Below are 8,814 nucleotides of genomic sequence, written 5' to 3'. Positions count from 1 at the left end.
CACTGCGAGGGCCTGAGCCCGGTGCAATACCGGGCCCAGACCCTCGCTGCCTAGACTCTCAATTACCGAGTCCAACTTCCGGGGACCACTTCAGCCACGCCGCTCCGCGGTGCCCTTCGCTGTTCATCCGGCCGTGTTTTCGGGTCGGAGTTCACGGGTCGGTCACGCATCTCGGACCGCACCTGCACCCGGCGCGGACCGGGCCGTATCCTAAAAACCATGGCCAAGCAGGACAAGGCCGCCAAGAAAGCGGCGGCCAAAGCAAGGCGCCAGGCAACACGGGGCCGGATCAAGCAGATCTTCGAGGCGTTCAAGATGCAACGCCGGGAGGACAAGCTCCTCCTCCCGCTGATGCTCGGGGCGTTCCTCGGCGTGACCGCCGTGGTGTTCCTGCTGGGCATGATCTGGAGCCTGCACTGGGTGTTCCTCCCGGTCGGCCTGGCCTTCGGGCTGCTGGCCGCGGTGATCATCTTCGGTCGGCGCGTGCAATCGACCGTCTACCGCAAGGCGGACGGCCAGCCCGGCGCCGCCGGATGGGCCCTGGACAACCTGCGCGGCCGCTGGGTGCTGACCCAGGCCGTGTCGGGCACCGCCCAGCTCGACGCCGTGCACCGGCTCATCGGCCGCCCGGGGATCGTGCTGGTCGGCGAGGGCTCGCCGCACCGAGTCAAGGCGCTGATGGCGCAGGAGAAGAAGCGGATCTCCCGGCTCGTCGGCGAAACCCCGATCTACGAGATCACCGTCGGCCACGAGAAGGACCAGGTGCCGCTGAGCAAGCTGCAGCAGCGCATCATGAAGCTGCCGCGCAACATCGGCCCGGCCCAGATCGACTCGATCGAGAACCGGCTCGCGGCGCTCGCCAGCCGGGGCAACTCGCTGCCCAAGGGCCCCATGCCGCAGGGCGCCAAGATGCGGAACGTGTCGCGCGCCGTTCGCCGCGCGAAGTAAGAAGCGACGAGGACGAAGAAGCGGGCCCGGGTCGAACGACCCGGGCCCGCTTCTTCCGTCGCGATCCTTCAGCGGCGGAGGACGATGGTGCCGGTGAGCCGGTCGTGCCAGGAGCGGCCGTCGAAGTTCCACACCACGGCCGGGACGATCAGCCCCGTCAGGACGCAGCGCACCGCGGCCCGCCACGGCCCCACCATGACCGCGCCGTCGACCCGCGCGACCCAGATCCGCATCGCCGCCATGCCCGGCGTGGCCCCGAAGAAGGTCACCGGGACCACGGTGATGACCACCCAGGCCACCAGGCTCCAGTTCTGCGGGTAGTCCGGCGCGGTGAACAACGCGGCGACCAGCGCGGCCAGCACGATGTCGATGAGGAACGCCGCCATCCGCCGGCCCACCGGCGCCGCCGCGCCGGGCCCGCTCTCCGGCAGCCCCAGCCGCTGGCCCCGCCACTCGGGTCGGGTCTCGTTCGCCTGCTCGCGCGCCTGTTTGAATGCGCTCTTCGGGCCGTCCAGCCACGATCCGACTTTTCGCACGTCACCCAGGGTACGTGCCGCCCGCGCTGGCGCTGTCGGAGCATCACGTTCGGCCACTGCACGCAACCCCTACCACCCGAACAGGCGGCAGTTAACGCCCGCGAAACATTCGGGTGACGACGGGGCAACACCCCTGACATAACGTTGGCTTCGAGCCGGCGGCGGAACCCCATGGCATGGCGGTCGGTGAGCTGTACGAGTGCGGTTAGGAGCCACCGAGGTTGTTCAAGAATCCTGACGAGGTCCTGCGCTTCATCGCCGATGAGGACGTGAAGTTCGTCGATGTCCGGTTCTGCGACCTGCCGGGCGTGATGCAGCACTTCACGGTGCCCGCGACCGCGTTCGACCAGGACGCTTTCACCGAGGGGCTGGCCTTCGACGGCTCGTCGGTGCGCGGCTTCCAGTCGATCCACGAGTCCGACATGCTGCTGCTGCCGGACCCGTACACCGCTCGCATCGACCCGTTCCGCGCCGAGAAGACGCTGATCCTCAACTTCTTCGTGCACGACCCGTTCACGCTGGAGCCCTACAGCCGCGACCCGCGCAACATCGCGCGCAAGGCAGAGCAGTACCTGAACGAGTCCGGCATCGCCGACACCGCGTTCTTCGGCGCCGAGGCCGAGTTCTACATCTTCGACTCGGTCAAGTTCGGCGAGGCCGCCAACAAGACCTTCGCCGAGGTCGACTCGGTCGAGGGCTGGTGGAACACCGGCCGCGACGAGGAAGGCGGCAACCGGGGCTACAAGACCCGGATGAAGGGCGGCTACTTCCCGGTCTCCCCGTACGACCACTTCGCGGACCTGCGCGACCAGATGGTCAAGCAGCTGATCGGCTCGGGCTTCACCATCGAGCGGGCGCACCACGAGGTCGGCACCGGCGGCCAGGCCGAGATCAACTACAAGTTCAACACGCTGCTGCACGCGGCGGACGACTTGCAGCTGTTCAAGTACGTCATCAAGAACACCGCCTGGCAGCACGGCAAGACCGTGACGTTCATGCCCAAGCCGCTGTTCGGCGACAACGGTTCCGGCATGCACAGCCACATGTCGCTGTGGAAGGACGGCAGCCCGCTGTTCTACGACGAGTCCGGTTACGCCGGCCTGTCGGACATGGCGCGCTACTACATCGGCGGCATCCTGCACCACGCGCCGAGCCTGCTGGCCTTCACCAACCCGACGGTGAACTCCTACCACCGCCTGGTGCCGGGCTACGAGGCCCCGGTGAACCTGGTGTACTCGCAGCGCAACCGCTCCGCCTGCATGCGGATCCCGATCACCGGTGCGAACCCGAAGGCCAAGCGCGTCGAGTTCCGCTGCCCGGACCCGTCCGGCAACCCGTACCTGGCGTTCGCCGCGATGATGATGGCCGGTCTGGACGGCATCAAGAACAAGATCGAGCCGGCCGAGCCGATCGACAAGGACCTCTACGAGCTGCCGCCGGAAGAGGCCAAGAACGTGCCGACCGTGCCGGACAACCTGTCGAAGGTCATCGACAACCTGGAAGCCGACCACGACTTCCTGCTCGAGGGTGGCGTGTTCACCCCCGACCTGATCGAGACCTGGATCAGCCTGAAGCGGGAGGACGAGATCGACCCGATCCGCCTCCGCCCGCACCCGCACGAGTTCTCGCTGTACTTCGACGTGTGATCGGCTGAGCGTTGCGCGAGCGGGGTGGGGACTTCGGCCCCCACCCCGCTTTCGCATTGCTGATCAGATGCCCTGCCACGGCGTCAACGGGGCACCGACCGTGCCGGGCTTGAACCGCAGCAGCGCGCCCGCGCAAGGATCGGCGAGCAGTCCGGGCTCGTCGTAGCCGAAGCACGCCGACGTCACGTACATCTCCTCCAGCCGCGATCCGCCGAAGGCCAGGCTCGTGATCCGCCGGGTCGGCGCCCACAGCACGGTTTCGAGGTCCCCGCTCGGGGCGTACCGGTGGATCCGCCCGGTCCAGTGCATCGCGACCCACACGCAGCCCTCGGCGTCCACCGCGACGCCCTCCGGACTGCCCTCCGACTCCGCGCACGCCACCCACTGCCGGCCGGACAGCGCCCGGGCCCGCTCCACGTCGTAGTCGTAGACCCAGATGGCGCGCGTGTCGACCACGTACATCCGCGTGCCGTCCGGGCTCCAGGCCAGCCCACCGGCGGCGGTCACCCCCTCGACCAGCAGCCGCGCGCGGTCGCCGTCGAGGACGAACAGCGCGCTCGCGCGGACGTCGCGGGCGTGCGTCAGCGTGCCTGCCACGAACCGCCCCGCCGGATCGCACGCTCCGACGCTCATCCTGTCGCCGTTGCGTACCTGCACGACCGGCTCCAGCGCGGCGCGGCCCAGGTACACCCGCGCGAAACCGTTCCCCGCAGCGGCGATCAACTGCCCGTGCCGCGTCGCGCCCAGCGCGGTCACCGCGCCCGGCAGCACCCGCACCTCGTCGATACCGGAATCCCGGTGATAGGTGTGCAATTCGCGGCGCATCAGGTCCACCCAATACACGCAATTGAGCGCCGGCATCCACAGCGGGCTCGTCCCGCACAGCGCCTGCCGGTCGACGAGCAGCTCGAAGTCCTCGGACATCGACCTCTCCCATCCCGAAACACGCCCGCACTCGATCGCCGAGGCTACTGGCGAATTCGGCAATTCGGGACCGCCGACCGGGGTTTCCCAAAAACGGTCCAATGGGGACGCCGGAGCGGCGATGCACCATCCGGCCTATTCGATTACCGCGATTGCGCGCGGTGGAACAATTTCACCGGACGCCCACCCGAATGGTCCACGTTGCACGATCGCCGGTCAAAGCCCCGAAATGTCCCGGACGAAACAAACCCGGTCGTGCCCCCGGCCATCGTAATCTCGGTGCACGGGCACCCCGTCGGCCTCGGTGTCGCCGGGAACGAGCTCGAATCCCATGCGCCGGTGGAACGCGATCGACCCGGAGTTGGCCGGGGACGTGATGCAGTGGACTCGGTGGCGCCCGGCACGAGAAGCGGCATCGAAGAATTTGGCATATAGCGCGCGAGCGAGCCCGCTTCGGCGCAGCGCCGGATCGACGCCGACGAAGTGGATGTAGGCGTCCTCGGCGCGGTCGGCGGACAGGAATCCGATCAGGAAACCGGTCATTCGGCCATCCCGCTCGGCCACGAAGCTGGTGCCGGAGAAATGCTGCAGGAACAATCGCGGCACCAGCAGCGACAATTCGCGAGCGGCGGCGGGGCTGCGGGAATCCGTCCACCACGACTCGATCGCCGCCACGATCCGCTGGTGGTCGTGCTCTTCCGCCTGGCGAAGCCGATCAGTCATGCTCGCCACCCTAGGCGTTGCGATCAGGAACCGTAAAAGACGCGTTCGACGACGGCGCGGGCATGCCGCGTGACCCGGAGGTAATCGTCGACGACCTCACCGGTGTCCACTCCGGCCGGATAGCCCAACGCGGCGGCGACCGCGCTCAGCTCCCAGGTGTGCTTGGGAAGCTGGTCGTCGGGCTTGCCGCGCACCAGCATCACCGCGTTGCGCACGCGCATCGCCAACGTCCACGCCTCGATGAGCTCGTCGGCATCACCGGCCTCCATGACGCCGACGGCCGCCGCGGCGCGCAGCCCGTTCACGGTCGAAGTGGTTCGCAGCTCGGGGAACTCGTGCGCGTGCTGCAGCTGCAGCAGCTGCAGCGTCCACTCCACGTCGGCCAGGCCGCCGCGCCCGAGCTTGGTGTGCGTGGCCGGGTCGGCGCCTCGCGGCAGCCGCTCGGAATCCACCCGCGCTTTGATGCGCCGGATCTCCCGGACCTTGGCTTCCTCCAGGCCGCCCTCCGGATACCGGATCGGGTCGATCGCGTGGCAGAACCGCTCGCCCAGGTCTCGATCGCCGGCGACGGCGCGCGCCCGGAGCAGGGCCTGCGCCTCCCATGCCTCGCCCCAGCGCCGGTAGTACGTCAGGTAGGAATCCAGGGTTCGAACCAACGCCCCCTGCCGCCCCTCCGGCCGCAGGTCGATGTCGACCTCCAGCGGCGGATCCTGGCTCGGCGCGCCGAGCAGCCGCCGGACCTGCTCCACGACGGAGGTGGCGAACCGGATGGCCGAGCGCTCATCGGCCTCGCCGACGGGCTCGCACACGAACATCACGTCGGCATCGGAGCCGTAACCCAGCTCGTTGCCGCCCAGGCGCCCCATCCCGATGACCGCGATCCGCGCCGGGACCTCGCCACCGGACCGGCTGGCCACGTCCCGCACGGCGACATCTAACGCGGATTCCAGCACGGCGATCCAGATGTTCGACAGTGCCCCGAACACCGTGGTCGGTTCCATCAGTCCGAGCAGGTCGCCGCACGCGATGCGCAGCAGCTCGTGCCGCCGCAAGGAACGCGCCGCGGACACCGCCCGCTGCGGCTCCGAGTACCGCGCCACCGCGCTGCGCAGCGAAACCGCTGCCTCCATCGGATCGCGTTCGGCGAGTGCGGAAGTGTCCGAGAGCAGCCGCAGCACCTCCGGTGCCCGCACCAGCAGTTCCGGCACCAGCTTCGAAGTGCCCAGCAGCTGCGCCAACCGCTCGGCGACCACGCCCTCGTCGCGCAGCAGCCGCAGGTACCAAGGTGTTTCGGCCAGCGCCTCGGAAACCTTGCGGTAGGCCAGCAGACCGCCGTCGGGATCCGGCGTGTTCGCCAGCAGATCCAGCAGCATCGGCAGCAGGGTGCCCTGGATGCTGGCCCGCCGCGACATCCCGGACGTCAACGCCCCGATGTGCCGCAACGCGCCTTCCGGCGAGGTGTAGCCGAGCGCGGCCAGCCGTTCGACGGCCGCCGAGGTGGTCAATCGCAGCGCCGCCGTGGGCACCTTCGCGACCGCCTCCAGCAGTGGGCGGTAGAAGAGCTTCTCGTGCAGTCGGCGAACCCTGTTGCCGTGCCGGCGGAACTCGCCCACCAGGGCCTGAGCCGCGGTGTTCCGGCCACTGGAGCGCAAACCGACCGCGCGGGCCAGCACCGTCAGCGCATCGGCGTCGTCGAACGGCGGGAAGAGGTGGGTGCGCCGCAATTGCCGCAGCTGCAACCGGTGTTCCACGGTGCGCAAGAACCGGTAGGAGTCCACGAGATCGGCCGCGTCCGCGCGGGCCACGTAGCCGCCGTCGCCCAGTGCCAGCAAAGCGTCCAATGTGGATTTCGAGCGGAGCGAGCCGTCGCTGCGGCCGTGCACCATCTGCAGCAGTTGCACGGCGAACTCCACGTCCCGCAAGCCGCCACGGCCGAGCTTCAGCTCACGCTCCACCAACTCCGATGGGACGTGCTCCTCGACCCGCCGCCGCATGGACCGCACGTCCACGACGAATCCCTCGCGCTCCGCGGCGGTCCACACCAACGGCTGCACGGCCTCCAGGTAGCGGTCGCCGAGCTCTTCGTCGCCGGCCACCGGCCGCGCCTTCAACAACGCCTGGAACTCCCAGGTGCGAGCCCACCTGCGGTAGTAGCTGAGGTGCCCGTCGAGCGTCCGCACCAGCGCGCCGGCCTTGCCCTCCGGCCGCAACGCGGCATCGACCTCGAAGAAGGCCGGGCCCGCCACGCGCATCATGAGGCTGGCCAACCGGGTCGCCGCCGGGATCTCCGATTCGCTGTGGGCGACGAACACGACGTCGACGTCGCTGACGTAGTTCAGCTCCCGGCCGCCGCACTTGCCCATCGCGATCACCGCGAGCCGAGGCACCTCGTCCACGCCGGACCGCTGCAGTTCGGCGACGGCGACCGACAGGGCCGCGCGAAGCGCAGCCACCGCGACGTCGGAGAGGTTCGCCGCGACGCTCTCGTACGGCATCGCGGGCAGCGAAGGCTCGGCGACGCTCGCCATGTCATTGCCGGCGACGTCCAGCAGCAAGCCGCGATAGGTACTCCGCAAAGCACTGACCGCCTCCGGTCCGTGCAACTTCGCAACCGGGCCGCCCTCTGTTCCCGGTGCCCCGTCACCGTTCGCCCCCACTGACGCCAGCAGCACCGCGGTGCGTTCCTGGAGGGTGCTCGGCTGAACGGTGTCGGAGCGCAAACGGCGCCAGTCACCGGGATTCGCCACGAGATGATCGGCGAACGCCGTGGAATCGCCGAGCACACCGAACAAACGCCCGCGCAGCCCGATGTCGTCCGCGAGCGACCGCGACAACTCCGCCCAACCCGAGCCGACGGCTTCCCGAATCCGGTCGAGCGACAGCAGCGCGAGATCCGGGTCCGGCGTGCGGGACAACGCGGCGACGATCGGCTCGGATTCCCCCGGGCCAGTGTCCGACCACCAGCCGACTCGCCTCAACTGGTCCCCGGCACGCGACGCGTCGCTGAATCCGTAACGCGCGGTGGACGGCACCGAACCCGATCGGGACGAGTTGCTGTTCGCCATGTTCGAACCGTAGTCCGCATTGAATCCCGTTGGAGACCCCACCTGACGACAATCACGCCAACGGCAGGAACCTGCTGGTGGTCCGCTCCTCCGGCGGCGTGGCGACCAGCCGGACGAAGCGCTCGGCGACCGGCTGCCAGGTTTCGGCGAGGTCGGCGTGGAACTCCCGCAGATGCTGGACATCCAGCTGTCCCGGCCGCACCGTCTCCGCGACCTCGGGCGACAGCCTGGCCCACTCCAACACCATGTCCGGGGTCGTCTCGATGTGGAACTGCAACCCGTAAGCGCAGTCCCCGACCCGGAACGCTTGGTTGTCGCACTTCGGGGAAGAAGCGAGCAGTTGCGCCGACGGCGGCAGGGAAGAGATCTCGTCGGTGTGGAACTGCAGCACGTCAGGGGTCAATGGAACCGGGCCGAGGAGCGGATCCTCCGCCGCGGCATCCCGCTTCGCCACCAGCAAGGTCCCGGCCTCCGGCCCCTTGCGAGCTGGACGCACCTGGCCGCCGGTGGCGACGGCGAGCAGCTGAGCACCGAGGCATACGGCCAGCACCGGCACCCGCTCACCAACGGCCTTGCTCAGCAGGGCGCGAAGCCCGGCCAACCAAGGGTGTTCCGCGTCGTCGTACACGCCCATCTCGCCGCCGAGCACGACCACGCCATGATGATCGTCGAAGCCGGCCGGGAGCTCCTGCTCCGCCGGAAGCACGACGTCGAGTTCCGCGCCGGCGGCGAGCAGCCATTCACCGAGCTCGCCCGGCGGATCCAACTTCGACGGTTGGACAACGAGAATCCGCACACCACCCATGACCGTGAGCGTACGTGCCGGCAGCACAGCCGCCTACGGCCTTTCGGGCTCGGTTCGCATTTCACGACAAATAGAGAAAGGGTCCCTTCTTTTCCGGTGGACCGGAAAAGAAGGGACCCTTCTCACATAATGTGTCGGCGGTGTCTTACTCTCCCACACCCTGTCGA

Annotated in this window: 7 protein-coding genes; 2 read left to right on the top strand and 5 right to left on the bottom strand. The window is 68.8% G+C overall.

Annotated features, from left to right (window positions below):
- The first annotated feature begins 219 nt into the window (after window positions 1-219).
- On the top strand, window positions 220-948 hold the full coding sequence (locus tag AC07FN_RS45145) for a DUF4191 domain-containing protein (RefSeq protein WP_478401251.1): 729 nt from the start codon (window positions 220-222) through the stop codon (window positions 946-948).
- 68 nt (window positions 949-1,016) lie between these two features.
- Here AC07FN_RS45145 and AC07FN_RS45140 read toward each other — a convergent pair whose 3' ends face one another.
- Window positions 1,017-1,484, bottom strand: a complete 468-nt coding sequence (locus AC07FN_RS45140) for an RDD family protein (protein ID WP_452612966.1) — start codon at window positions 1,482-1,484, stop codon at window positions 1,017-1,019.
- 221 nt (window positions 1,485-1,705) lie between these two features.
- Between AC07FN_RS45140 and glnA the strand changes: the two genes are divergently transcribed.
- On the top strand, window positions 1,706-3,130 hold the full coding sequence (glnA, locus tag AC07FN_RS45135; RefSeq protein ID WP_478401250.1) for a type I glutamate--ammonia ligase: 1,425 nt from the start codon (window positions 1,706-1,708) through the stop codon (window positions 3,128-3,130).
- A gap of 63 nt (window positions 3,131-3,193) precedes the next feature.
- On the opposite strand, the gene AC07FN_RS45130 is transcribed toward glnA, so the two are convergent.
- The 4 genes from AC07FN_RS45130 to AC07FN_RS45115 form a co-directional block, all read right to left on the bottom strand.
- The gene (locus tag AC07FN_RS45130) at window positions 3,194-4,054 is read right to left on the bottom strand and encodes an SMP-30/gluconolactonase/LRE family protein (protein WP_478401249.1); all 861 of its coding nucleotides are present in this window, start codon (window positions 4,052-4,054) and stop codon (window positions 3,194-3,196) included.
- Window positions 4,055-4,270: 216 nt separating this feature from the next.
- Window positions 4,271-4,777: an N-acetyltransferase family protein gene (locus AC07FN_RS45125; RefSeq protein ID WP_478401248.1), complete on the bottom strand. Its 507-nt coding sequence runs from the start codon at window positions 4,775-4,777 to the stop codon at window positions 4,271-4,273.
- 23 nt (window positions 4,778-4,800) lie between these two features.
- Window positions 4,801-7,842, bottom strand: a complete 3,042-nt coding sequence (locus AC07FN_RS45120; protein ID WP_478401247.1) for a bifunctional [glutamine synthetase] adenylyltransferase/[glutamine synthetase]-adenylyl-L-tyrosine phosphorylase — start codon at window positions 7,840-7,842, stop codon at window positions 4,801-4,803.
- A 52-nt stretch (window positions 7,843-7,894) separates the two neighbouring features.
- Window positions 7,895-8,647, bottom strand: a complete 753-nt coding sequence (locus AC07FN_RS45115) for a type 1 glutamine amidotransferase (RefSeq protein ID WP_478401246.1) — start codon at window positions 8,645-8,647, stop codon at window positions 7,895-7,897.
- Window positions 8,648-8,814: the final 167 nt, after the last annotated feature.

The organism is Saccharopolyspora sp. NPDC045941 (assembly GCF_056431445.1).
The sequence above is the reverse complement of the archived record's forward strand: the minus strand, read 5'-3'. Positions and strand labels throughout refer to the sequence as shown.

Coding starts and splice junctions, on each gene's coding strand:
- AC07FN_RS45125 (WP_478401248.1), bottom strand. CDS start 4,777: ATGACTGATCGGCTTCGCCAGGCGGAAGAGCACGACCACCAGCGGATC.
- AC07FN_RS45115 (WP_478401246.1), bottom strand. CDS start 8,647: ATGGGTGGTGTGCGGATTCTCGTTGTCCAACCGTCGAAGTTGGATCCG.
- AC07FN_RS45130 (WP_478401249.1), bottom strand. CDS start 4,054: ATGTCCGAGGACTTCGAGCTGCTCGTCGACCGGCAGGCGCTGTGCGGG.
- AC07FN_RS45120 (WP_478401247.1), bottom strand. CDS start 7,842: ATGGCGAACAGCAACTCGTCCCGATCGGGTTCGGTGCCGTCCACCGCG.
- AC07FN_RS45145 (WP_478401251.1), top strand. CDS start 220: ATGGCCAAGCAGGACAAGGCCGCCAAGAAAGCGGCGGCCAAAGCAAGG.